At 60.7% G+C, this 23,549-nt stretch carries 19 protein-coding genes; 10 read left to right on the forward strand and 9 right to left on the reverse strand.

The window, feature by feature from the left end:
* Nucleotides 1–273: 273 nt before the first annotated feature.
* Nucleotides 274–963: an MlaA family lipoprotein gene (locus AB4O45_RS04220; protein ID WP_016775470.1), complete on the reverse strand. Its 690-nt coding sequence runs from the start codon at nt 961–963 to the stop codon at nt 274–276.
* Nucleotides 964–1,162: 199 nt separating this feature from the next.
* Here AB4O45_RS04220 and AB4O45_RS04225 point away from each other — a divergent pair, with 199 nt between their 5' ends.
* On the forward strand, nt 1,163–1,783 hold the full coding sequence (locus AB4O45_RS04225; protein ID WP_236169411.1) for an HAD family phosphatase: 621 nt from the start codon (nt 1,163–1,165) through the stop codon (nt 1,781–1,783).
* Nucleotides 1,784–1,891: 108 nt separating this feature from the next.
* Nucleotides 1,892–2,155 (forward strand): DUF4404 family protein, encoded by a 264-nt coding sequence (locus tag AB4O45_RS04230; RefSeq protein ID WP_150634832.1) that lies wholly within the window; start codon nt 1,892–1,894, stop codon nt 2,153–2,155.
* A 187-nt stretch (nt 2,156–2,342) separates the two neighbouring features.
* Here the strand turns inward: AB4O45_RS04230 and queF are convergent, their stop codons facing one another.
* Together queF and copI are read right to left on the reverse strand one after the other, a co-directional pair.
* Nucleotides 2,343–3,173: an NADPH-dependent 7-cyano-7-deazaguanine reductase QueF gene (gene queF, locus AB4O45_RS04235; RefSeq protein WP_150634831.1), complete on the reverse strand. Its 831-nt coding sequence runs from the start codon at nt 3,171–3,173 to the stop codon at nt 2,343–2,345.
* Between the two features lie 61 nt (nt 3,174–3,234).
* On the reverse strand, nt 3,235–3,768 hold the full coding sequence (gene copI, locus AB4O45_RS04240; RefSeq protein WP_056791490.1) for a copper-resistant cuproprotein CopI: 534 nt from the start codon (nt 3,766–3,768) through the stop codon (nt 3,235–3,237).
* 166 nt (nt 3,769–3,934) lie between these two features.
* Between copI and AB4O45_RS04245 the strand changes: the two genes are divergently transcribed.
* Together AB4O45_RS04245 and AB4O45_RS04250 are read left to right on the forward strand one after the other, a co-directional pair.
* Nucleotides 3,935–4,615, forward strand: a complete 681-nt coding sequence (locus tag AB4O45_RS04245; protein ID WP_130903103.1) for a heavy metal response regulator transcription factor — start codon at nt 3,935–3,937, stop codon at nt 4,613–4,615.
* Nucleotides 4,615–5,961: a heavy metal sensor histidine kinase gene (locus AB4O45_RS04250; protein WP_315435450.1), complete on the forward strand. Its 1,347-nt coding sequence runs from the start codon at nt 4,615–4,617 to the stop codon at nt 5,959–5,961. The genes AB4O45_RS04245 and AB4O45_RS04250 overlap by 1 nt, the downstream gene beginning before the upstream one ends.
* A gap of 119 nt (nt 5,962–6,080) precedes the next feature.
* Here the strand turns inward: AB4O45_RS04250 and AB4O45_RS04255 are convergent, their stop codons facing one another.
* The 3 genes from AB4O45_RS04255 to AB4O45_RS04265 all read right to left on the reverse strand — a co-directional run bounded on the left by AB4O45_RS04255 (nt 6,081) and on the right by AB4O45_RS04265 (nt 9,330).
* Nucleotides 6,081–7,325, reverse strand: a complete 1,245-nt coding sequence (locus AB4O45_RS04255) for a lipoprotein-releasing ABC transporter permease subunit (protein WP_024013627.1) — start codon at nt 7,323–7,325, stop codon at nt 6,081–6,083.
* Nucleotides 7,326–7,388: 63 nt separating this feature from the next.
* Complete coding sequence (gene lolD, locus AB4O45_RS04260) at nt 7,389–8,087, reverse strand: lipoprotein-releasing ABC transporter ATP-binding protein LolD (RefSeq protein WP_024013628.1); 699 nt, start codon at nt 8,085–8,087, stop codon at nt 7,389–7,391.
* On the reverse strand, nt 8,080–9,330 hold the full coding sequence (locus tag AB4O45_RS04265) for a lipoprotein-releasing ABC transporter permease subunit (RefSeq protein WP_024013629.1): 1,251 nt from the start codon (nt 9,328–9,330) through the stop codon (nt 8,080–8,082). The genes lolD and AB4O45_RS04265 overlap by 8 nt, the downstream gene beginning before the upstream one ends.
* Before the next feature lie 94 nt (nt 9,331–9,424).
* Here AB4O45_RS04265 and AB4O45_RS04270 point away from each other — a divergent pair, with 94 nt between their 5' ends.
* A complete protein-coding gene (locus AB4O45_RS04270; RefSeq protein ID WP_016775478.1) occupies nt 9,425–10,006 on the forward strand; it encodes a PilZ domain-containing protein in 582 nt (193 codons plus the stop codon).
* A 14-nt stretch (nt 10,007–10,020) separates the two neighbouring features.
* Nucleotides 10,021–10,743: a glycerophosphodiester phosphodiesterase gene (locus AB4O45_RS04275; RefSeq protein ID WP_041477331.1), complete on the forward strand. Its 723-nt coding sequence runs from the start codon at nt 10,021–10,023 to the stop codon at nt 10,741–10,743.
* A 42-nt stretch (nt 10,744–10,785) separates the two neighbouring features.
* Here the strand turns inward: AB4O45_RS04275 and sthA are convergent, their stop codons facing one another.
* Together sthA and AB4O45_RS04285 are read right to left on the reverse strand one after the other, a co-directional pair.
* On the reverse strand, nt 10,786–12,180 hold the full coding sequence (gene sthA, locus AB4O45_RS04280) for a Si-specific NAD(P)(+) transhydrogenase (protein WP_039760770.1): 1,395 nt from the start codon (nt 12,178–12,180) through the stop codon (nt 10,786–10,788).
* 107 nt (nt 12,181–12,287) lie between these two features.
* Nucleotides 12,288–13,427 (reverse strand): FAD:protein FMN transferase, encoded by a 1,140-nt coding sequence (locus tag AB4O45_RS04285; protein WP_460161112.1) that lies wholly within the window; start codon nt 13,425–13,427, stop codon nt 12,288–12,290.
* 75 nt (nt 13,428–13,502) lie between these two features.
* Here AB4O45_RS04285 and tcuC point away from each other — a divergent pair, with 75 nt between their 5' ends.
* Nucleotides 13,503–14,801 (forward strand): MFS transporter, encoded by a 1,299-nt coding sequence (gene tcuC, locus AB4O45_RS04290; protein WP_041477332.1) that lies wholly within the window; start codon nt 13,503–13,505, stop codon nt 14,799–14,801.
* A 172-nt stretch (nt 14,802–14,973) separates the two neighbouring features.
* On the opposite strand, the gene AB4O45_RS04295 is transcribed toward tcuC, so the two are convergent.
* Entirely contained in the window at nt 14,974–16,437 is a 1,464-nt protein-coding gene (locus AB4O45_RS04295) for a glyceraldehyde-3-phosphate dehydrogenase (protein ID WP_016775482.1), read from the reverse strand.
* Between the two features lie 354 nt (nt 16,438–16,791).
* On the opposite strand from AB4O45_RS04295, the gene mfd reads away from it, so the two are divergent.
* Genes mfd through AB4O45_RS04310 form a run of 3 tightly spaced genes read left to right on the forward strand, consistent with a single transcriptional unit; the run spans nt 16,792 to nt 23,520 of the window.
* The gene (mfd, locus tag AB4O45_RS04300; protein WP_024013632.1) at nt 16,792–20,241 is read left to right on the forward strand and encodes a transcription-repair coupling factor; all 3,450 of its coding nucleotides are present in this window, start codon (nt 16,792–16,794) and stop codon (nt 20,239–20,241) included.
* Nucleotides 20,242–20,251: 10 nt separating this feature from the next.
* A complete protein-coding gene (locus AB4O45_RS04305; RefSeq protein WP_056791507.1) occupies nt 20,252–20,818 on the forward strand; it encodes a CsiV family protein in 567 nt (188 codons plus the stop codon).
* 11 nt (nt 20,819–20,829) lie between these two features.
* Nucleotides 20,830–23,520 carry an SNF2-related protein gene (locus tag AB4O45_RS04310; RefSeq protein ID WP_460161113.1) on the forward strand — a complete coding sequence of 897 codons (2,691 nt, stop codon included), beginning with the start codon at nt 20,830–20,832 and terminating at the stop codon, nt 23,518–23,520.
* Nucleotides 23,521–23,549: the final 29 nt, after the last annotated feature.

Genomic DNA, 23,549 nt, shown 5'->3' on the forward strand with positions numbered 1-23,549 from the left:
CTTTCTAGCCTCTCTGTTGCAGCGCTTTCAAGCATTCGCCTGGCGCGCGGTTTTAAACAGAGGTGCCCTTCTAAGGCGCAGACGGTACTCCCATCCGCAGAGCGTTTCAAGCATGCGCCGATTGTCGCTTGACGACTTTGTTTGTCAAATCACCGGGAGTTATAAGAACCGCTCCAACGGTAACCCGATGGAAGGTAGCGGCAGTCGCAGGTGACGCTCTGACGCGGACAAAAAAGGCGACCCGAGGGCCGCCTTTTTCATCACCGGTCAAAATCAGAAATCGTCTTCAACCTGACCGTCCTTCACCTTGAACTCGCGGTTCTGCAGGTAAGCGTTGCGGATGAAGGTGTATTTATCGCCGCTGATCAGCTTCTCGCTCGACAGCAGGCTGGCGCGGGTGTCGACGATGTTCAGGCCGAAGATCGAGTTACGCGTCGGCACGTGGTCGATGTAGCGGTACGCGCCGGTGAAGCTGTCGACATATTTCGACGGTGCGTCACGCAGGGTGCTCGGCCCCATCAGCGGCAGCATAACGTACGGGCCGCTGCCCACGCCCCAGTAACCGAGGGTCTGACCGAAGTCTTCGTCGCTGCGGTTCAAGCCCATCTTGGTGCCGACATCAAAGAAGCCGAGCAGACCGAAGGTGGTGTTGAAAATCAGTCGGGCGGTATCAACGCCCGCCGCAGCCGGTTTGGCCTGGAGGATGTTGTTGGCCAGGTTGGTCACGTCGCCGACGTTGCGGAACATGTTGTGAATGCCGTCTTCAACGAACTGCGGGGTGATGAACTCATAACCCTGGGCCAATGGCTTCAGCGCGTAGGTGTCAACGAAGTCGTTGAACTGGAAAATCGGCCGGTTGACACTTTCCCAAGGGTCTTCTTCGGTGGCCGCCTGGGTGGCGAACGGCGCCAGCAAAAGGCTGGCACATACACTTAGCTGAGTGAGCGAAGGGCTCCAGCGCATAGAAAAACTCCTTGGATTCGATACTGGCGCGGTCCTCTCGGCCCGGGCATTAAGGCCGCTAGTATAAGCGTAAACGGCGATTTGGGCAGTGCGCCGCTGCAAGGATATGCAGGAAGTTTCCTACGCAGGCTTTCACCCGCCTGTCATGCAACTGTCACCCCAGCGCCTTAGTCTTGAGCGTTATTTCAGGGACGTTGCCATGACTCACGCCGAAACCTTGCCCGTCGCCGCGCCCGGCCTGACTGCCGTGCTGTTCGGCCTGAGCGGTTGCCTGGTGGATTTCGGTGCCCGCGCCGCGCGAGAGCTCAACCCCCAGCCGGAACATGCCAAAACTACACCGGGCGCACTCGATAGCCTGAAAAGTTTGCAGCGCCAGGGAATTCCCTGCGCGTGGCTCGACGAATTGCCCCCTGCCCTCGCTCAGCCACTGGCCGCGTCGCTGCCGGACTGGATCAAACCGACGCAACATTCAGCAACAATGAATCCATGGCCAGCGCCCAACGCGTGCTGGCAGGCGTTGATGAGTTTGAACATCGACCGCCTCGACGGTTGCGTGCTGGTCAGTGGTGAGCCGCGCCTGTTACAGGCCGGTCTGAATGCCGGGTTATGGACGATTGGCCTGGCGTCCTGTGGCTCGCTGTGCGGCCTTAACCCAAGCGAATGGCAGGCGCTCTCGCAAAAGGAGCGCGAACAGTTGCGCGGCAAGGCAACTGTGCAGTTGTTCGGCCTGGGCGTGCATTCGGTAATCGATCATCTCGGCGAACTGGACGCCTGCCTCGCCGACATCAGCTTGCGCCGCGCCAAAGGCGAAAAGCCCTGACCGGCGTCATGCAGGTTTACCGAGAGTGGATTAATCTAAAGGTCAGCCATAGACCTTTGGCGCGCGGCTGCGGTCAATGCCAGTGCCTATTGATAAAAGGAAACCACCATGCCCGCCCAAGAACTGCAAAAACAGCTCGATACCCTGCGCGAGCAGCTGGAACACAATCCACCGCTGTCGGAAGCCGAGCGTGATGATCTGCATGCGCTGATGGCGCAGATCGAATCGGAGATCCAGCTGGAAACTGCCACCCAGGACGCGAGCATCGCCGATGGTGTGAACCTGGCAGTGGATCGCTTCGAGCTTGAACATCCGGCTATCGCCAGCACCCTGCGCAACATCGTCAACGCGCTGGGCAGCATGGGCATCTGACGCCCCGCCGCACAAAAAAGCCCTGCCAGCGATGGCAGGGCTTTTTCATTTGCAAAATGTGCATGCAAGCCCTTGTGGGAGCGAGCCTGCTCGCGAAGGCGTCGTGTCAGTCGACATCATCGTTTAATGACACACCGCATTCGCGAGCAGACTCGCTTCCACATTGGATGTCGCACATTCAGGATCTTTATTGACGTACGAGCCGATGATTCGGCAGTTGTACGCTTTCGGTACTGCGATACGGATTGATATCCAGCCCACCCCGGCGAACGTAACGTGCAAACACGGTGAGCTTTTCAGGTTTCAACAACCGCTGCAGATCGAGGAAAATCCGCTCAACGCATTGTTCATGGAAGTCCGAATGCTGGCGGAAGCTGACGATGTACTCCAGCAGGCTGGCGTGATCCAGCGCCGCGCCGCGATATTCCACCACGACGCTGCCCCAGTCCGGCTGGCTGGTCACCGGGCAGTTGGATTTGAGCAGGTGGCTGTGCACGCTCTCCTCGACCACGCGCGAATTGTCGCAACGCAGCAGCTCCGGACGCGGATGCTCATAGTTGCTCACGCTGATATCCAGATCGTCGATGCACACGCCCGGCAACGCCACCACGCCTTCGGCTTCGACGTCCTTCAGACTGCGAACCCGAACGCCCACAGGTTTACCGGCAGCGGCGGACAGATCCTTGACCAGCGTCGCTTGCAATGTGGCAACGTCGGCGAACGGCGTCTGGTTCAGCGAGTTGAGGTAGAGCTTGAACGACTTCGATTCGATGATGTTCGGCGAGTCCGCCGGGATGCTGAATTCAGCGATCGCCACCACCGGTTTGCCCGAGGGCAGCAGCCACGACAGCTCGAAGCAGTTCCAGAAATCCACGCCTTTATACGGCAGGGTTTCGGCGGTCAGGCCCAGCTCGGCCCATTTCGCGGTGCGCGGAATCGGGAACAGCAGGGACGGCGTGTAGGTGGCGATGTATTCGCTGGATTTGCCCAGCGGCGAATGTTCGGCTGCGGGATGCATGGCGGAAACCTGACTGAAGAATCAGCGGATTCTACCAGCCTTTGCCCGCGCCTTTGAGTGCTTACTGACTGACTGTCAGTTTGCCGACCATGCCCGCCTGATAATGCCCGGGGATATTGCAGGCAAACTCGAGCGCCGTGGCCTTGCTGAAGGTCCAGGTCAACTCGGCGGTTTTACCGGGCTCGACCAGCACGCTGTTGGGGTCGTCATGCTGCATGCCGTGGCCCATCGCCGCGTGATTCATGCCCGCCATGTCGTGGGACATTTCTTTCATGCCGGTAGGCGTAAGCATGCCGCTTTGCTGCATCTGCAACATTTCCTGCTGGTGACTGGCATGCATCGCCGCATCACCGAGGTTGAATTCATGCAGCAACTGGCCTTTATTCACCAGTACAAAGCGAACCGTCTCACCGGCCTTGACCTGTATGGCTTTCGGGTCGAAGTTCATGTCGCCCATGACGATTTCGATACTGCGCGTAGCCTGGCTCGCCGCTGCCGGCTGGCCGAAGGCGAAGGTGTGCGCGGGTGCCGCCCAGGCTGGCGAACTCAATGCCAGCAGACAGGTGGCTATTTTCAGCGAGGTGCGCAAAAACATGGTCGTACTCCAACGAGACAAGGTTCAGCCTGTGGGAAACTCTAACCACCCAGTGCTGGCATCGACCTGACAGGCAGATTACAACTTTGTCAGCTTGGCGCTTATCGCCGGATCTCACGGTATAACGCCCTCGCCCTTCCAAATACCAACCCCGCCCGAGTCGCCCATGAAACTGTTGATCGTCGAAGACCAAGCGAAAACCGGCCAATACCTGCGTCAGGGCCTGACCGAGGCCGGGTTCAATACCGAACTGGTGGCCGATGGCATCAGCGGCCAGCAACTGGCCTTGAGCGGTGACTACGCGCTGTTGATCCTCGATGTGATGCTGCCCGGGCGCAGTGGCTGGCAGATTCTGCAAGCGGTACGCAGCGCTGGCCTCGAAACGCCGGTACTTTTTCTCACCGCCAAAGACGCCGTGGAGGACAGGGTTCACGGCCTCGAACTGGGCGCCGACGATTATCTGGTCAAGCCATTCGCCTTTTCCGAGCTGCTCGCGCGGGTGCGCAGCCTGTTGCGGCGCGGCAGCGCAATCGCCCAGGAAACCAGCCTGCAACTGGCCGATCTGCGCCTGGATCTGATCCGCCGCCGGGTCGAACGCAGCGGCCAGCGCATCGACCTGACCGCTAAGGAGTTCGCCCTGCTGGAAATGCTCCTGCGCCGCCAGGGTGAAGTGTTGCCGAAGTCGCTGATCGCTTCGCAGGTCTGGGACATGAATTTTGACAGCGACACCAACGTCATCGAAGTGGCGATCCGCCGCTTGCGCCTGAAGATCGACGATGACTTCCCCAACAAGTTGATCCACACCGTGCGCGGCATGGGTTACGTGCTCGAAGAGCGTTCGCTGTGATGCGTAGCCTGTCCTTGAGCACGCGCCTGGCGCTGTTGTTTGCCGCCTGCACTGCGGTGGTCTCGCTGTTCGCCGGGGTGCTGTTCGACCGCGCCAGCGAGGCGCACTTCATCGAACTCGATCAGCAACAACTGGAGACGAAACTGATCGGCCTGCGCCGCGCCTTGCAGGATCTCCAACCTGCCCAGCGCGAGGCGCGGCTGGCCGATGAACTCAGCCGTCAGGCCGATCTGTCGTTGCGCATTACCAGTGGCGACGGTCAGCACTGGTATGACAGCTCGGTGCAGATTCCGAAGAATCTGCCGCTGCAAACAGGCCTGTCGACCATCAGCCATGACGGCACCGATTACCGCGTGCTGCGCGCCCCGCTCTACCCGGACACAGCGGATTCGCCGCAACTGACGCTGCTGCTGGACATCACCCATCACCAGCATTTTCTTACGCGCATGCAGCATCTGATCTGGCTGACCGTCGGCCTGTCGGCGCTGGCTACTGCCGTGCTCGGGGCCTGGGCCGCGCGCAGCGGTCTGCGCCCGTTGCGGCGGATGAGCGCGGTGGCCCGTGGGATTTCTGCGCAATCGCTGAATGCCCGACTGCCTGAAGAGAAGATGCCACCAGAGCTTGCAGAAATGGCCTACAGCTTCAACGCCATGCTCGCACGCCTCGACGACTCGTTTCAGCGCCTCTCGGCGTTCTCCGCCGACATCGCCCATGAACTGCGCACACCGTTGTCGAATCTGCTGACCCACACCCAGGTCACCCTCACCCGCCCTCGGGCACTGGAGGATTACCGCGAAGCGCTGCACAGCAACCTCGAAGAACTGCAATGGATGGCGCAACTGGTCAACGACATGCTCTACCTGGCCAAGGCAGATCACGGTTTGCTGACGCCCAAGCGCGAACCGCTGGAACTGGCGGATGAAGCTGACATGTTGCTGGAGTTTTTTGCGCCATTGGCGGAAGACGCCGGCGTGAGTTTGAGCCGTGAAGGTGAGGCGCAAATCGAAGGTGATCGCGGCATGTTGCGCCGGGCCTTGTCGAACCTGCTGGATAACGCGCTGCGGTTTACCCCGGCCGAGGGGTACGTTCGCTTGAGCATCGTCGACGAGGCGAAAGCTGTGCGCGTCTGCGTCGAGAACAGTGGCGAGGGGGTCTCAGCGCAATTACTGCCACGTCTGTTCGACCGCTTCTATCGAGCGGACCCGTCGCGGCAGGAAGGCAGCAGTGAGCATGCGGGGTTGGGCTTGGCAATTACCCAGTCGATCGTGCGTGCCCATGGCGGGCAGATTCATTGCGAATCTGAAGCGGGTTGGACGCGGTTTGTAATCGAGTTGCCTCGGACCTGATCGTTCCCACGCTCTGCGTGGGAATGCAGCCCGGGACGCTCCGCGTCCCTTCAAGAGCCGAACGCAGAGCGTCCGTTGAGGCATTCCCACGCAGAGCGTGGGAACGAGCATGGAGTCGCTTACGAATATCTCAGCGCATGCGCCGGCTCAATCTTCGCCGCCCGCCACGCCGGATACACCGTCGCCAGGAAGCTCAGGATGAAACCCGCCGAGCAGATCAACAGCACATCCCCACCCTGCAGTTCCGAGGGCAGGTTGCTGACGAAATACACATCCGAACTGAAGATGTGCTGCCCGGTCACACGCTCGACCCAGCCGACCAATTCACTGACATTGAGCGCCGCAATCACGCCCAGCACGCCGCCAATGATGGTGCCGACAATACCGATCACCGTGCCCTGGACCATGAAGATCGCCATGATCTGACGGGGCGTGGCGCCGATCGTGCGCAGGATGGCGATGTCGGCGCCCTTGTCGTTCACCACCATGATCAGCGTCGCGATGATGTTGAACGCCGCCACCGCGACGATCATCAGCAACAGCAGGCCGATCATGGTTTTTTCCATCTTCATCGCGCTGAACAGGCTGCCCTGGGTGTGAGTCCAGTCGTCAGCCTTGAAGTCGGCGCCGAGGCCACCGGCAATGTCCGCAGACACTTTCGGCGCCGCGTACAGATCCTTGACCGCCAGACGCACGCTCTGCACCTGATTTGGCTGCCAGTGCTGCATGGTCGCGGCGTCGGCGACGTGAATCAGGCCCATCGAGCCGTCCAGCTCGGCGCCGACCTTGAACACGCCAACCACATTCAGGCGCTGCATGCGCGGGGTGATACCGCCCGGCGCGGTGCTGACTTCCGGGACGATCAGAGTGATCTTGTCGCCGACATTGAGGCGGAAACGCCGCGCGGTGATTTCACCGATCACCACACCGAATTCGCCCGGCTTCAAGGCATCGAGGCGACCCTGGACGATGTGCTGGGCAACGATCGACACCTTGCCTTCCTGGGCCGGATCAACGCCGCTGATCTGGATCGGCTGCATCGAACCCTTGTAGGAAAGCATACCTTCCATTTCTGTGAACGGCACGGCGGCCGTCACTTCGGGATTTTTCATCGCAGCGGCGGCCACTGGCTGCCAGTCATCGATCGGCTTGACGCCAACGATGGTCGCATGGGGCACCATGCCGAGGATGCGCGAGCTCATTTCGCGCTGAAAGCCGTTCATCACCGACAGCACCACGATCATCGCCAGCACGCCGAGGGCGAGGCCGATCATCGAGGTCATCGAAATGAACGAAACAAAGCGATTGCGGCGCTTGGCGCGGGTATAGCGCGTGCCGATAAAGATCGATAACGGTCTGAACATTCGCTGGGGCACCGTATAGAAATAAAAGACCCGGCACCGTTACGGGCGCCGGGTTTCAGCCATTCAGATGGGGGTCAGGCAACCTTCCTGCAACTGCAGGACGCGGTCCATCTGGCGAGCCAGGTTCATGTCGTGCGTCACCACCAGGAACGCTGTGCGCATCGAAGTGCTGAGCTCCAGCATCAGGTCCTGAATGCCTTCGGCGGTATGCAGGTCAAGGTTGCCGGTTGGCTCATCGAGCATCACCAGCCCCGGGTTGTTCACCAGTGCACGGGCAATGGCCACGCGCTGACGTTCGCCGCCGGAGAGTTCCGCCGGTTTGTGTTCCAGACGATGGCCGAGACCGACGCGCTCCAGCAATGCCGTGGCACGCTGACGCGCCTCCGGGATGGCGGTCTTGCCGATCAACAGCGGCATGCAGACGTTTTCCAGCGCGGTGAATTCCGGCAGCAAATGGTGAAACTGATAAACGAAACCAAGCGCGCGATTGCGCAGCAGGCCACGCTTTTTCTCGCTCAACGCAGACAGTTCTTCACCGTCGAGCCAGACGCTGCCCTTGCTCGGCGTATCGAGGCCGCCGAGCAGGTTGAGCAAGGTACTTTTGCCGGAACCGGATTTACCCACGATCGCCACACGCTCGCCCGGGTGCAACTCCAGTTGCAGGCCGGCCAGCACTTGTACCGACTCAGGCCCCTCCTCGTAGGATTTGCCCAGGTTACGGCAGCTCAGAATTGCTTGTTCACTCATGCCCGACTCACTCATAACGTAACGCCTCCGCCGGCTGGGTGCGCGCGGCACGCCAGGCGGGATACAGGGTGGCGAGGAAACTCAGGACCAACGCAGCGGCGCAGACCATGACGACGTCCTGGCTCTGTACCTGCGAAGGAAGATAATCAATGAAATACACGTCAGCATTAAGGAACTTGTGGCCGATCAGCCCTTCAAGCGCCGAAATGGCCGCACTGACATTCAGCGCCGCGAGAATCCCGACCACCGCGCCAATGGCCGTGCCGACCACGCCGATTACCGTGCCCTGAACCATGAACGTGCGCATGATCGTGCCCGGTGTCGCGCCGAGGGTACGCAGAATGGCGATGTCGCCCTTCTTGTCGTTCACCACCATCACCAGCGTGGAAATGATGTTGAACGCGGCGACGGCGACGATCAGCAGCAACAGCAGCCCGATCATGGCTTTTTCCATGCGGATCGCCTGATACAGGTTGCCGTGGGTGCGGGTCCAGTCGCGGGCGTAGTAACGATCTTCGCCGAGCTGCTGGGCGATGTTCCACGCCTCACGCGGTGCCTGGAACAGGTCGTCGAACTTCAGCCGCAGGCCCTGCACCTGATCGGCTTTCCAGCGGTGCATTTTCGCCAGATCCTGCAGATTGGTCACGCCGAGGTAGCCGTCGAGCTCACCGGCACCGACATGGAAAATCCCAACCACGGTGAAGCGCTTCATGCGCGGGAACATCCCGGCCGGGGTCACGCTGACCTCCGGTGCGACGAAGGTGACCTTGTCACCGATGCCGACGCCGAGCTTGGTCGCGGCCTTGTCGCCGATGACGATGCCGAAGCTGCCGGGCGTCAGGTCGTCGAGTTTGCCCTGCTTCATGAAGTTGTCGATGATCGACACATTGCGCTCGAGCGCAGGATCAATGGCATTGAGCAACACTTTGGAAACCTGACCGTTATTGGTCAGCAGGCCCTGCATCTGGGTGAACGGCGCCACCGCCGTCACCTGCCGGTTCTGCTTGACCTTGTCGGCCAGGCTCTGCCAGTCATTGATCGGCTCGCCGGTCTCGAGAGTGGCGTGGGGCACCATGCCCAGCACGCGGGTGCGCATCTCATGGTCGAAGCCGTTCATCACCGACAGCACAACGATCATCACGACCACGCCAAGGGCGAGCCCGATCATCGAAGTCAGGGAAATGAATGACACAAAATGATTGCGACGCTTTGCACGGGTATAACGCGTGCCGATAAATACGAAGAGAGGTCTGAACATGTCGGGGCTTGTTCGGAGGGAAAAGGAACGTCCTTGTGGCGGGGGTCGAAAACCAGCTTTACACTCAGACCACCGCCGCTACCATGGGTTCGCCATGTCGACATTAGATGAAGAAGATCGCCGCGAATACTACCGTATCGAGGACACGATCGCACTGGAAATTCGGCCCCTGTCCGCTCCCGAAGCCGCAGGCCAGGAAGTGTTGCAGGATGCTTCCCCACTATTCAACCTGCTCAGCGAACTGCACCTGAGCGAATTCGAGTCGCAGCACCTGTTGCGACAGATCAGCGAGCGCGACCGCGCCATCGCGGCGTTCCTCAAATCGCAGAACAAACGCATCGACCTGCTCAGCCAGGTAATCGCCCTGACGGTGCTCGGACACATCGGCGAGCCGCAGCCGGTGATCATCTCCGAGGGCGGGATCGACTTTCAGTACCCGACCCCGATTGCCACCGGCGCGCACCTGTCGGTGAAACTGGTGCTGATGCCGCAGGCGCTTGGCCTGCTGCTGCGCGCCCGGGTCACCCATTGCGATCCCAAGGGCGATGGCTATGACGTCGGCACCGAGTTCGAGCGCCCGACCGATGCCCAGCGCCAGTTGCTCGCTCGCTACATTTTGCAGAAGCAGGCTCAGGAACGCCGTCTGGCCCGCGAACAGAACGAATCTGGCATTTAACTTAAGGAAGCACCGTGACCCTCATCTACGGCCACCGCGGCGCCAAGGGCGAAGCACCGGAAAACACCCTGAGCAGCTTTCAGGAATGCCTCAAGCACGGCGTGCGCCGCTGCGAACTGGATCTGCACCTGTCCAAGGACGGCGAGCTGATGGTCATCCATGACCCGACGCTCAAGCGCACCACCGACCGTCGCGGCAAAGTCGTCGAGCACACCGCCGCCGAACTGGTGACCTACGACGCGCGCAAGGGTGGCCCGGGCTGGATCCAGCCGTGCCCGATTCCGACGCTGGAAGAGTTGTTCGAGAAATGTGATTTCGAGCACTGGCAGCTGGAAGTCAAAAGCGCTTCACGCACCCGCGCGGCGACTACCGTGCTGGCGATTCGGGAAATGGCTCAACGGCATGGCCTGCTCGACAAGGTGACGATCACCTCGAGTTCACGGGAAGTCTTGAAGGCAGCGCTGGACCTGGTACCGGACGTATCCCGTGGCCTGGTGGCCGAATACGCGTGGCTCGATCCGTTGAAGGTGGCGGCCAGCTACGGTTGCGAAATTCTCGCGTTGAACTGGACGCTGTGTACGCCGGAACGCCTGCAGAAGGCGCAGCGTCAGGGCCTGCACGTGTCGGTGTGGACCGTCAACGAGCCTGCACTGATGCGCAGACTCGCCGACTTCGGCGTTGACAGCCTGATTACAGACTTTCCCGGTTTGGCCACTGCCACCCTTGAGAATTGCTGAAATCGGTCTCCCCGGCCGGCTCAGGCCACCGGCCGGAGCCCGTCAAAAAAGCCGATTGAGGCCGTCGTACGCCGCTACCCGATAGGCTTCGGCCATGGTCGGGTAGTTGAACGTGGTGTTGACGAAATACTTCAGGGTGTTCAGCTCGCCCGGCTGGTTCATGATCGCCTGACCGATGTGCACGATCTCCGACGCCTGATAACCGAAGCAGTGCACGCCGAGCACTTCCAGCGTTTCGCGGTGGAAGAGGATCTTCAGCATGCCTTGCGGCTCACCGGCAATCTGCGCCCGCGCCATGCTCTTGAAGAAGGCCTTGCCGACTTCGTACGGCACTTTCGCCTGGGTCAGCTCCTGCTCGTTCTTGCCGATCGAGCTGATCTCCGGAATGGTGTAGATGCCGGTCGGCACGTCATTGACGAAGCGCCAGCTGCCATTGTCGACGATGCTGCCAGCGGCCGAACGACCCTGGTCGTGGGCGGCACTGGCCAGGCTTGGCCAGCCGATCACGTCACCGGCGCCGTAGATGTTCTCTATGCAGGTGCGGTAGTTCTGGTCGACTTCGATCTGGCCACGGCTGTTGACCTTGACCCCGATGTTTTCCAGACCCAGCGTGTCGGTGTTGCCGGTACGGCCATTGCACCAGAGCAAGGCGTCGGCCTTGATCTTCTTGCCGGATTTCAGGTGCAGGATCACGCCGTTGTCCACGCCTTCGACGCGGTCGTACTCTTCGTTGTGACGCACGGTGATGTTGTTGTTGCTGAAGTGGTAGCTCAGCGCCTGGGAAATTTCCGAGTCAAGGAAGCTCAGCAACTGGCCACGGTTGTCGACCAGTTCGACCAGCACACCCAGACCACTGAAGATCGATGCGTATTCGCAACCGATCACACCAGCGCCGTAAACGATCAGTTTGCGCGGGGTGTGACCGAGGCTGAGGATGGTGTCGCTATCGTAGATGCGCGGGTGGTGGAAATCGATGTCCGCCGGGCGATACGGGCGCGAACCGGTGGCGATGATGATGTGCTTGGCCACCAGCTTCTCGACCACGCCGTTGCCGCAGACCACTTCGATGGTTTGCTCGTCGGCGAAGCTGCCGGTACCGAAGAACACGTCGACGCGGTTACGGGCGTAGTAGCCGGTGCGCGATGCGACTTGTTTGGAAATGACTTTTTCGGCGCTTTTCAACACGTCCGGGAAGGAGAACCAGCGTGGCTCGCCGATCGCGCGGAACATCGGGTTGGTGTTGAACTGCATGATCTGCCGCACCGAGTGACGCAGTGCCTTGGACGGGATGGTGCCGAGGTGGGTGCAGTTGCCGCCGACCTGACGACGGCTGTCGACCATCGCGACCTTGCGCCCCGCTTTGGCGGCGTTCATTGCCGCGCCTTCTCCCGCCGGGCCGGAACCCAGTACCACCACGTCGTAGTTGTAGACAGCCATGCGTACTCCTCAGAACAGGCCGCGGTGCCAGCAGCACCGGCGGCTAAATCACGCCGAACGGCGGCGCGAAGGAACAATTGGGGGCCAGTAGAGAACCCGGACACAGTCTATAGAAGCGTCAACGCCGCGCACATTAACCCTTGGTCGCGTCGTAGGCTACTTTTGCCTGCACTACAACGCCAGCTTTCGTCTTGTCTTCGGTCAGTTTTTTCACCGACAAGCTGCGCAAATGCCTGACTGCTGCGGGTGACGAAACCTGTATCGGCACGCAGGACAAAGAATGCAGCAATGTCATGCTCTTGGGCATAGTCCCGCGCCCTTTCCGGCCCGAGAATCAGCAACAGTGTCGATAGTCCATCGGCCATCAACGCTGAAGGATGAATCACCGTGACTGACGCCAGGTCGTGTAGGACCGGTCTTCCGCTGCGTGCATCGAAGGTGTGGGAATAACGTCGACCGTCCTGCAGAAAATAATGGCGGTAGTCACCGGAGGTGGACACGCCGTAGCCATCGACATCGATAATCCGCTCGGCCACTTGCTGGTCATCGCGAGGCTCTTCGAGAGCGATGCGCCACGCTGAACCATCCGGCTTCTTGCCCCGGGCCTTGAGTTCGCCCGTGGCTTCGACCAGGTAATTGTCGATGCCCATGCCCTGCAATCTGGCGGCGATGGTATCCACGGCGTAACCGGCGGCAATGCTGTTGAAGTCGACTTCGACGGCGGCGTCCTTGCACAACCGCTCGCCATCGATGCGCAGGTGCTGATGGCCGACCCGCTGCATGACCTCGGCCACAGCGGCCGCATCAGGGATCTTTTCCTCGCGTCCTTGCGGGCCGAATCCCCAGAGGTCCAGCAGCGGTTCCACGGTCAGGTCGTAGGAGCCTTCGCTTTGCATTGAAAGCTGTTCGCCGATACGGACCAATTCGAGCACCGCTGCCGGCATGGCTTGGCAGCTATCGGCGGGCAAGGCGTTGAAACGCTCGATGACGGAGTCACTGCGGTAAGTCGACAGCTGTTGATCGACTTCGCCGAGGATGCGCTCCACTTCACCGCGCACTTGCGCAGGATCGGCGACCCCGGCGTGGCGCACGTATTTGACCGACCAGGTGCTGCCCATGGTCGAGCCACCGACCTGTTCCAGGGAATCGCCGTTGCCGCAGCCGCCGATTGCCACCGCCAACACCACAAGCCCCAACCAGCGTCCAGTTAACAATTCTTCATCTCCCCGCAAAACCACGGCGGCCATTATGAACTACAAGCGCCCGCTCGCTTCCCCATGGCTGCAACGCCTTTATACAAAATTGAACAGTGAGTACCTCCCATGTCCTCCACCACGGGCAAAGGCAAAGCGATCTTTCGCGTTGTCAGCGGCAACTTCCTCGAAATGTTCGACTTCATGGTCTACGGCTTCTATGCCACGGCCATCGCCAAAACCTTCTTCCCCACCGACAGCGCCTTCGCTTCGCTGATGCTGTCGCTGGCGACCTTCGGCGCCGGCTTCCTGATGCGCCCGCTGGGGGCGATTTTCCTCGGTGCCTATATCGACCGTCACGGACGGCGCAAAGGACTGATCATCACCTTGGCGATGATGGCCGCCGGTACGGTGTTGATTGCCTGCGTGCCTGGCTACGCGACGCTCGGCGTCGCCGCGCCGCTACTGGTGTTGTTCGGCCGTCTGTTGCAAGGCTTCTCGGCGGGCGTGGAACTGGGCGGTGTGTCGGTGTATCTGGCGGAAATTTCTACGCCGGGGCGTAAAGGCTTTTTCGTCAGTTGGCAGTCCGCCAGCCAACAGGCAGCCGTGGTGTTCGCCGGTCTGCTCGGCGTTGGCCTCAACCACTGGCTGAGTCCGGAGCAAATGGGCGAATGGGGCTGGCGCGTGCCGTTTCTGATTGGCTGCATGATCGTGCCGGTGATTTTCTTCATCCGTCGCTCGCTGGAAGAAACTCCGGAATTCCAGGCGCGAACCCACCGCCCTACCCTCGGCGAAATCGTCCGCTCGATCGGGCAGAACTTCGGCATCGTCATTGCCGGCATGGCGCTGGTGGTGATGACCACGGTGTCGTTCTACCTGATCACTGCGTACACGCCGACGTTTGGCAAGGCTGAGCTGCATCTGTCGGACCTCGACGCCTTGCTGGTGACGGTGTGCATCGGCTTGTCGAACTTCTTCTGGCTACCGGTGATGGGCGCGGTATCCGACAAGATCGGCCGAAAACCCTTACTGCTGGCGGCGACAATTCTGGCGATCCTCACGGCGTATCCGGCACTGTCGTGGCTGGTGGCGAATCCGAGCTTCAGCCATTTGCTGATTGTCGAATTGTGGCTGTCGTTCCTGTACGGCTCGTACAACGGCGCGATGGTGGTGGCGCTGACCGAGATCATGCCGGTGGAAGTGCGCACGACCGGGTTTTCCCTGGCTTACAGTTTGGCAACGGCGACGTTCGGCGGATTTACTCCGGCAGCGTGCACCTATCTGATTCATGTGCTGGACAACAAGGCAGCACCGGGCATCTGGCTAAGTGGCGCGGCGGTGTTGGGCTTGATTGCGACACTGGTGCTATTCCGTGGCAACCGGCATGAGTTGCGCACCGCGCAGGCCTCGGTAGCCAGCGGCGCCTGACAGAATGCTTTCGCGAGCAGGCTCGCTCCCACAGAAGATTGTGAACGACACTGATCCAGTGTGGGAGCGAGCCTGCTCGCGAAGAGGCCGGCAAGGACGCCGAAGATCCAACAGGCCCACAAACAAAAACGCCCCGACAAAATGTCGGGGCGTTTTCATTCAAGCCTGAAGCTTAGCGCGGGAACGCTGGCGGATTCACATCAGCCATGTCTTCCATCACGCGTACCACCTGGCAGCTGTAACCGAACTCGTTGTCGTACCAGACGTACAGAACGACGCGGTTGTCCTGCACGATGGTCGCTTCAGCGTCGACTACACCGGCGTGACGCGAGCCAACGAAGTCAGTCGACACCACTTCCTGCGAATTGACGAAGTCGATCTGCTTGTGCAGCTCGGAGTGCAGAGCCATGTAGCGCAGGTACTCGTTCATCTCTTCGCGGGTGGCGGCTTTCTCAAGGTTGAGGTTGAGAATGGCCATCGACACGTTTGGCGTCGGAACACGAATCGCGTTACCGGTCAGCTTGCCGGCCAGCTCAGGCAGAGCCTTGGCAGCAGCGGTGGCGGCGCCGGTCTCGGTGATCACCATGTTCAGCGCGGCGCTGCGGCCACGGCGATCGCCCTTGTGGAAGTTGTCGATCAGGTTCTGGTCGTTGGTGTACGAGTGAACGGTTTCGACGTGACCGTTGATGATGCCGAACTTGTCGTTGACCGCTTTGAGCACCGGCACGATGGCGTTGGTGGTGCAGGAAGCAGCCGAGACGATCTTGTCGTCAGCGGTGATTTCACCGTGGTTGATGCCGTGAACGATGTTCTTCAGCTTGCCCTTGCCAGGCGCGGTCAGAACAACGCGGTCGATACCCGGGCAGGCCAGGTGCTGACCCAGGCCATCGGCGTCACGCCAGACACCGGTGTTGTCCACCAGCAGCGCGTCTTTGATGCCGTACTGGGTGTAATCCACCTCGGTCGGGTTCTTCGCGTAGATCACCTGGATCAGGTTACCGTTGGCGGTGATGGTGTTGTTTTCTTCATCGATGGTAATGGTGCCGTTGAACGAACCGTGTACCGAATCGCGACGCAGCAGGCTGGCGCGTTTGGTCAGGTCGTTCTCGGCGCCTTTGCGCACGACGATGGCGCGCAGACGCAGGCCGTCGCCACCACCGGTTTTCTCGATCAGGATGCGCGCCAGCAGACGGCCGATACGACCGAAGCCGTAAAGAACAACGTCGGTGCCTTTGCGGGCCGAGGCGTTCTGCTGGCCAACCACGTCAGCCATCTCTTCACGCACGAACTGCTCGGCGCTGCGGCCGTTGCCTTCATTGCGGAATTTGAACGCCAGCTTGCCCAGATCCACCGACGCCGCGCCGAGCTTGAGCTCGCTCATGGCCTTGAGCAGTGGGAATGTTTCGTGGACGGAGAGTTCGCTGTCGTCGGAAGAACGGTGGCGAGCAAAGCGGTGAGCTTTGAGAATCGCGATGACAGACTGGTTGATCAGGCTGCGGCCATAGATCGAGCTAACCACGTTGTTATTGCGGTAGAGCTGACCGATAAGCGGAATCATCGCTTCTGCGAGTGCTTCACGGTCGATCCATTCACCAAGACACTGGTCGGGCTTCTGAGTCACGGTAACCTTCCACATGTAGGGGCAGAAAAAAGGGGCTACATTATGCCGCCGACAAGCCCTTTCAGCAATGCGCGCTTGTCGCGCAATCGGTAACAAAATCCCGTTCAAAAAATTTACGCCTTTCTCCAGCCCAGTAAAACCGGGGCTTTCAGCGCAGTCAATTTTTCGACGACTGTTAGACGATGTCTGTAACCCTCCGTAACACCACCCGGTTTCGGCACTACATAACCATGAAAAAAGTGCTCGTTTTTATGGTTACCACTACATTTCGTCCAAACCGTGAAGATAGACGCAGTCTGCAACTGACAGGCGGCACCGGAGGCCGCTACAATTACCGACTTTGTCGCAACGCCTGGAGCTCAACCTTCCGTGCCTGTTCTGCGTCTACCGTTACTCCCTGCCGAAGCAGGTAAACAGCACTGGGGCAATCTGCCCGGTGCCGCCCTCAGCCTGGCGATTGCCGAGGCTGCCAGCGCTGCCAAGCGCTTTACCCTGCTGCTGACCGCCGACAGCCAAAGCGCCGAACGGCTGGAACAGGAGCTGAGTTTCTTCGCCCCGGATTTGCCCGTACTGCATTTCCCCGACTGGGAAACCCTGCCCTACGACCTGTTCTCGCCGCACCAGGACATTATCTCCCAGCGCATCGCCAGCCTGTATCGCCTGCCGGAACTGGCCCACGGCGTGCTGGTGGTACCGATCACCACCGCCCTGCATCGCTTGGCGCCGACCAAATTCCTGCTCGGCAGCAGCCTGGTGCTGGATATCGGCCAGAAGCTCGACGTCGAACAGATGCGCGCGCGGCTCGAAGCCAGCGGCTATCGCTATGTCGACACGGTGTACGAGCACGGCGAGTTCACCGTACGCGGCGCGCTGATCGACCTGTTCCCGATGGGCAGCAAACTGCCGTATCGCATCGACCTGTTCGACGACGAAATCGAAACCCTGCGCACCTTCGATCCGGAAACCCAGCGTTCAATCGACAAGGTCGAGTCGGTCAAGCTGCTGCCGGCCCGCGAGTTTCCGTTGCAGAAAGACGCAGTCACCCGCTTCAAGGCGCGTTTCCGTGAGCGCTTCGACGTCGACTTCCGCCGCTGCCCGATCTTTCAGGATTTGAGCAGCGGCATCACTCCGGCCGGCATCGAGTACTACCTGCCGCTGTTCTTCGACGAAACTTCGACGCTGTTCGATTACCTGCCTCAGGACACACAAGTGTTCTCGCTGCCGGGCATCGAGCAGGCGGCGGAAAACTTCTGGAACGACGTGCGCAATCGTTACGAAGAACGCCGCGTCGATCCATCGCGTCCTTTATTGCCACCGGCCGAACTGTTCCTGCCAGTGGAAGACTGCTTCGCGCGCCTGAAGAACTGGCCACGGGTCGTTGCCAGTCAACAGGACGTTGAAAGCGGCGTCGGCCGTGAGCGCTTCCCGGCACATGCGCTGCCCGATCTGGCCATCGAAGCCAAGGCCACGCAACCGCTGGCCGCGCTGGCCGGCTTCCTCGAAGAATTCCCCGGTCGCGTGTTGTTCACCGCTGAATCGGCGGGTCGTCGCGAAGTCCTGCTGGAACTGCTGGAACGTCTGAAGTTGCGGCCGAAAACCGTCGACAGCTGGCCTGACTTCGTCGCCAGCAAGGATCGTCTGGCGATCACCATTGCCCCGCTCGACGAAGGTCTGCTGCTCGACGACCCCGCGCTAGCTCTGGTGGCGGAAAGTCCGCTGTTCGGCCAACGGGTCATGCAACGTCGTCGCCGCGAAAAGCGCAGCGACGTCAGCAACGATGCGGTGATCAAGAACCTCACCGAACTGCGCGAAGGCGCGCCGGTGGTGCATATCGACCACGGCGTCGGGCGCTACCTGGGCCTGACGATTCTGGAAATCGACAATCAGGCCGCCGAGTTCCTCACCCTCGAATACGCCGAGAACGCCAAGCTCTACGTGCCAGTGGCCAACCTGCACCTGATCGCGCGCTACACCGGCAGCGACGATTCGCTCGCGCCGCTGCACCGCCTCGGCTCGGAAACCTGGCAGAAAGCCAAGCGCAAAGCCGCCGAGCAGGTGCGTGACGTCGCCGCCGAATTGCTCGACATTTATGCCCGTCGCGCCGCCCGTGAAGGTTACGCCTTCGCCGACCCGAAGGCCGACTACGCCACCTTCAGCGCCGGTTTCCCGTTCGAGGAAACCCCGGACCAGCAAGCGACCATAGAGGCGGTACGCGAAGACATGCTCGCGCCGAAACCGATGGATCGTCTGGTCTGCGGCGACGTTGGCTTCGGCAAGACCGAAGTAGCCATGCGCGCCGCGTTCATCGCCGTACACGGCGGTCGTCAGGTGGCGATTCTGGTGCCGACCACCCTGCTCGCCCAGCAGCACTACAACAGTTTCCGCGACCGCTTCGCTGACTGGCCGGTGACCGTGGAAGTGATGAGTCGCTTCAAATCGGCCAAGGAAGTCAACGCGGCGATCGCCGATCTGGCGGAAGGCAAGATCGACATCGTCATCGGCACGCACAAGCTGCTGTCCGATGATGTGAAGATCAAAAACCTCGGGCTGGTGATCATCGACGAAGAACACCGCTTTGGCGTACGCCAGAAAGAACAGCTCAAGGCCCTGCGCAGCGAAGTCGACATCCTTACCCTGACCGCGACGCCGATTCCGCGCACGCTGAACATGGCGGTGTCGGGCATGCGCGATCTGTCGATCATCGCCACGCCGCCAGCGCGGCGCCTGTCGGTGCGCACCTTCGTCATGGAACAGAACAAGAGCACGGTCAAAGAGGCCCTGCTGCGTGAACTGCTGCGTGGCGGTCAGGTTTACTATCTGCACAACGATGTGAAGACCATCGAGAAATGCGCCGCCGACCTCGCCGAACTGGTGCCGGAAGCGCGCATCGGTATCGGCCACGGGCAGATGCGCGAACGTGAACTCGAACAGGTGATGAGCGACTTCTACCACAAGCGCTTCAACGTGCTGATCGCCTCGACCATCATCGAGACCGGCATCGACGTGCCGAGCGCCAACACCATCATCATCGAGCGCGCCGACAAGTTCGGCCTGGCCCAGCTGCACCAGTTGCGTGGTCGTGTCGGCCGCAGTCACCACCAGGCTTACGCCTACCTGCTGACACCGCCACGCCAGCAAATCACTTCGGACGCGGAAAAACGTCTGGAAGCGATCGCCAATACCCAGGACCTCGGCGCCGGTTTCGTCCTGGCCACCAACGACCTGGAAATCCGTGGCGCCGGCGAACTGCTCGGCGACGGTCAGAGCGGGCAGATTCAGGCCGTCGGTTTCACCCTGTACATGGAAATGCTCGAGCGCGCGGTGAAGTCGATCCGCAAGGGCGAGCAGCCGAACCTCGATCAACCGCTGGGTGGCGGCCCGGAAGTCAATCTGCGGGTGCCGGCGCTGATTCCGGAAGATTATCTGCCGGATGTGCATGCGCGGCTGATTCTGTATAAACGCATCGCCTCGGCCACCGACGAGGAAGGCCTCAAGGACCTGCAGGTGGAGATGATCGACCGCTTTGGCCTGTTGCCGGAACCGACCAAGAACCTGGTGCGGATCACCGCGTTGAAATTGCAGGCGGAAAAGCTCGGCATCAAGAAAGTCGACGGCGGGCCGCAAGGCGGACGCATCGAGTTCGAAGCGCAGACGCCGGTTGACCCGATGACCCTGATCAAGCTGATCCAGACGCAGCCCAAGCGCTACAAGTTCGAAGGCGCGACGATGTTTAAATTCCAGGTGCCGATGGAGCGCCCGGAAGAACGTTTCAATACTGTCGAGGCGCTGTTTGAGCGTCTCATCCCGAAATCCGCTTGAAGGACGCCCGATGCGCCTGTTCCGCTCTCTGACTTTGTTGCTTGCACTTGCAGCACCGACGGCGTTTGCCGATGACACGTATCAGGTCGAAATGATCCTGGTGCGCCAGAATGCCGTCCCGGCCATCGTCAGCCGCGCCGCCCCGGAAGACTGGGCCGCAGGCGCCCAGCGTCTGGGCAGCGACAGCCAGCGCACCCCAGCGCTGAATGATGTAGTGAACAAACTCACCGCCAGCGGCGAGTACACCGTGTTGATGCACAAAGCCTGGCAGCAGAGCCTCGGCGAAGCACCGGCGAAAGTCGCAGTGAGCGAAGGTCAGGAACAGTTCGGCCAGTTCCCCATCGAGGGCACGCTGGAAATGAAACTCGGCCGCTTCACCGACGTGACCGCCGATTTCTGGGTCAATCAGATCGACGCCAATGGCCTGGTCACCGCCAGTGAGCGCCTGCGCCAGGACAGCCACACCAAGAACGGCCAGCTCAATTACCTCGACAACGGTCATCTGGCCCTGCTGATCAAGATCACTTCCCTGACCGCGCCAGCGCCTCGCGAAGCGCCTGAAGTCGTGCCGGACTGATCGAAGTCCTTATGCCGCCGCCCCTGAGCAAACCGCTGGCCCCGTCGTGGGTCAGCCGATTCAAAGAACAGAGTCTGGAGCGCGGCCGCCGCTACGCTTTGGAGAATCGAGTGCGCATCGCCCAGGTCGGCGATGCGACCATCACCGCCAGTTGCGAAGGTTCTGGCGGTAGCGTTTACCGACAGACCATCCATCTGCGCGAGTCAGCTAAAGCGACGCTGTTGCTGGTCGACGCCACCTGTACCTGCCCGGTGCGCAGCAACTGCAAACACTGCGCGGCGGTGCTGCTGAAAATCCAGGAAACCCTCGACTACCCCGCCGCCGCGAAAGATGCCGAGTTGCTGGAAAAACTCCAGGCCGTGCTGGAGAACCGTAGCCCGAAAGCGCCGCCGCAAGTGCTGGTGGACAACGTGCAACCGGTGCCACGCCTATGGCTGGCGAGCGTCGAATTCAGCGCCTTCGAGCCGCGCAACGGCAAGATGCAGCGCTACATTCAGCATCGCGCGGCACTGTCGTTCAGCTATCTGGACGAATACGTCAGCGGGCAAAAACACAGCGATATCCTGATCCGTCAGGAAGCGCAGACCCTGCGGATAAAACGCCACCCGGACGTCGAACAGTCCTACCGCGAACAGTTACGCATCCTCGGTTTCCGCATCGCCACAAGGCAGAGCAAAGCCCTGCCGGAAAGCGCCGGCGAACTCTACGAGATGGTCAACGACAGCGCCTGGCTGACCTTCACGCTGAATGACTTGCCGAAGTTGCGCAGCCAGGGCTGGGAGTTGCAGATCGATGAGGAATTCGGTTTCGACCTGACCGCCGTCGACGACTGGTACGCCACCGTCGAACAGGCGCCGGAGCGCGACTGGTTCGATCTGGAACTGGGTATCATCGTCAACGGCGAGCGCCTGAGCCTGCTGCCGATTCTGCTGAATCTGATGCGCTCGCACACCGAGATCCTCAACCCGGAACGCCTCGCCCGTCGTCGCGATGACGAGCTGATTCTGGTGAACATTCCGCAACGCACCAGCGAGCATGGGCCGTTGCAAGTGGCGCTGCCGCTCGGTCGCTTGAAGCCGGTATTGATGACGCTGGGCGAGTTCTATTTGCAGGAGCCGGGCGAAACCACCCTGCGCCTGAGCAAGGCTGACGCCACCCGGCTCAATTCGCTGGAAGGCCTGCCGCTGTTGTGGGAAGGCGGCGAGCAGATGCGCACCTTCGCCCAGCGCCTGCGCGACATCCGCGATTTCACTGCCGAAGCGCCGCAAGGTCTGAATGCAACGCTGCGCCCGTATCAGCTCGAAGGTTTGAGCTGGATGCAATCGCTGCGACAACTCGAAGTCGGCGGCATTCTCGCGGACGACATGGGCCTGGGCAAAACCCTACAGACCCTGGCGCATATTCTCAGCGAGAAGAACGCCGGACGCCTCGATCGTCCGTGCATGGTGGTGATGCCGACCAGCCTGATTCCGAACTGGCTCGACGAGGCGGCGCACTTCACCCCGCAGCTGAAAGTCCTCGCGCTGTACGGCGCCACGCGCAAAAAGCACTTCGACAATCTGGCCGACTTCGACCTGATCCTCACCACTTACGCCCTGTTGCCCAAGGACCTTGAGCGCTTGGCCAAACAGCCGCTGCACGTTCTGGTGCTGGACGAAGCGCAATACATCAAGAACCCCAACAGCAAAGCCGCCCAGGCCGCCCGCGAGCTGAACGCGCGCCAGCGCCTGTGCCTCAGCGGCACGCCGCTGGAAAACCACTTGGGCGAGCTGTGGTCGCTGTTCCACTTCCTGCTGCCGGGCTGGCTCGGCGACGCGAAAAGCTTCAATGCCGATTACCGTGTGCCGATCGAAAAGCGCGGTAGCGAAGTCAGACTGCAGCACCTCAACGGTCGGATAAAACCGTTTCTGCTGCGCCGCACCAAAGAGCAGGTCGCCACTGAGCTGCCGCCGAAAACCGAAATCATCCATTGGGTCGAACTCAACGAAGCGCAGCGTGATGTGTACGAAACCATGCGCTTGGCGATGGACAAGAAAGTCCGTGACGAGATCACTCGCAAAGGCGTGGCACGCAGCCAGATCATCATTCTCGAAGCATTGCTCAAGCTGCGCCAGGTCTGCTGCGATCTGCGCCTGGTCAACGACGCCACCCTGCCCCCGCGCGGCAGCACTTCGGGCAAGCTCGACAGCCTGATGGAAATGCTTGAGGAGTTGTTTGAGGAAGGCCGGCGGATTCTGCTGTTCTCGCAATTCACTTCGATGCTGACATTGATCGAAGAGGAGTTGAAAAAACGCAAGATCGCCTACGCCCTGCTCACCGGCCAGACCCGTGACCGGCGCACACCGGTGAAGGAATTCCAGAGCGGCACGCGGCAGATCTTCCTGATCAGCCTGAAGGCCGGTGGCGTCGGCTTGAACCTGACCGAAGCCGATACGGTGATTCACTACGACCCGTGGTGGAACCCGGCAACCGAGAATCAGGCGACGGATCGGGCCTATCGAATCGGCCAGGAGAAACCGGTGTTCGTCTACAAGATGATTGCCCGGGGCACAGTGGAAGAGAAGATTCAGCACCTGCAGAAGGAAAAGTCTGACCTGGCAGCGGGCGTGCTCGATGGGCGCAAGGCCGGGGACTGGAAATTGCAGAGCGATGATATTGAAGCGCTGTTTGCGCCGTTGCCGGACAAGATCGACAAGCGTTGAAAGCGTCGTCGCCGGTTAGATAGCTATCG

Source organism: Pseudomonas sp. S2_B10 (genome assembly GCF_054668425.1).